1 protein-coding gene is annotated in these 1133 nt (G+C 74.6%); it reads right to left on the minus strand.

Going from position 1 to position 1133, the window contains the following annotated elements; genetic code table 11:
* Positions 1 to 82: 82 nt before the first annotated feature.
* A partial coding sequence (locus tag H5J30_RS34825; RefSeq protein ID WP_181791800.1) for an outer membrane protein assembly factor BamB family protein occupies positions 83 to 1133 on the minus strand: 1051 nt, incomplete at its 5' end.

Consider the following 1133-nt stretch of genomic DNA (forward strand, 5'->3'; position numbering starts at 1 on the left):
GGCCGTGCCGGTCGCGCCGCCGTTGTGGCCGCCGGATCCGGTCAACGTGTGCATACGAACAATCCCCCTTGGCGTCGCGCGCTCAGTCCAGCGGCAGCGCGTAGACGCTGCTCCCGCTCGCGACCACGGCCGTGTCCTTGCCGACCGCCACCCGGCGCCGGTGAGCGTACTTCGGCTTGCCCGGCCGCATGTCGGTGAACCGCCACAGCAGGTCGCCGCCGTCCGCGTCGTACGCCAGCACCTGCGTGTCGTCGCCCGCGATCAGGAGCTTCCCGTCGGGCGTGACGTGCAGCGCCGGGGCCTGGACGAGCACCCCGACGTAGGCCAGCTGCGGGTTGCGCTTCCACTGCTCCTCGCCCGAGTCGCGCGCCACCGAGTGCACGGCGCGGAACGTGTCGAGGGCGTGGACCGTCTCGCCCTGCACGGCGGGCGGGCCGAAGTTCTGCGGGTTCGTGCTCTCCATGTCCTCGTCCCACGGCTCCGCGGTCAGCTTCCACAGCTCGGCGCCGTCACCGGTCACGTCGAACCCGCGCATGTCCTTGCCGGCGGTGGCGACCAGCAGGTCCTCGCCGGCCGCGGCCCAGTGGCCACCCGCCATCCCGGCGTACTCCTGCGCCCACCGCTCCTCGCCGCTGCCGAGGTCGAGCGCGGAGACCGTGACCGGCTTGTCGCGGTGCGTGGCGTCGTCGTCGGCCTCGGGCACCAGGACGACGGAGCCGCCGAGGAAGAGCGCGGCGGTCGCGGCGGCCGAGCCGGGCGAGCGCCACAGCTCGCGCCGCTCGGCGAGGTCGTAGCCGACGACGGTCAGCTCGCCGCCCTCCTTGACGGTGAACGCCGCGGTGTCGCCGGCCACGCCCAGGAGCGCGCCGTACGGCGTCCTGCCGCCCTTGCGGAACTTCTCCGACGTCCAGGCGACCGAGCCGTCGGCGGCGTCGAGCACCGTCAGGTCCTTGCCGGGCACCATCACCATGCCGTCGCCGAGCGGCACCGCGGGGCCCGCCGGGCTGACCTCCGACTGCTCCCACAGCTCGTCGCCGGTGCGCAGGTCCAGCGCGAAGACGCCGGACTTCGCGACGACCAGCGCGGCGGCGGAGCCGGCGACGACCGGCGGGCCGACCGGCTCGACCTTGCCC

This window comes from Streptomyces phytophilus (assembly GCF_013870535.1).
GTDB classification, from domain to species: Bacteria; Actinomycetota; Actinomycetes; order Streptomycetales; family Streptomycetaceae; genus Streptomyces; species Streptomyces phytophilus.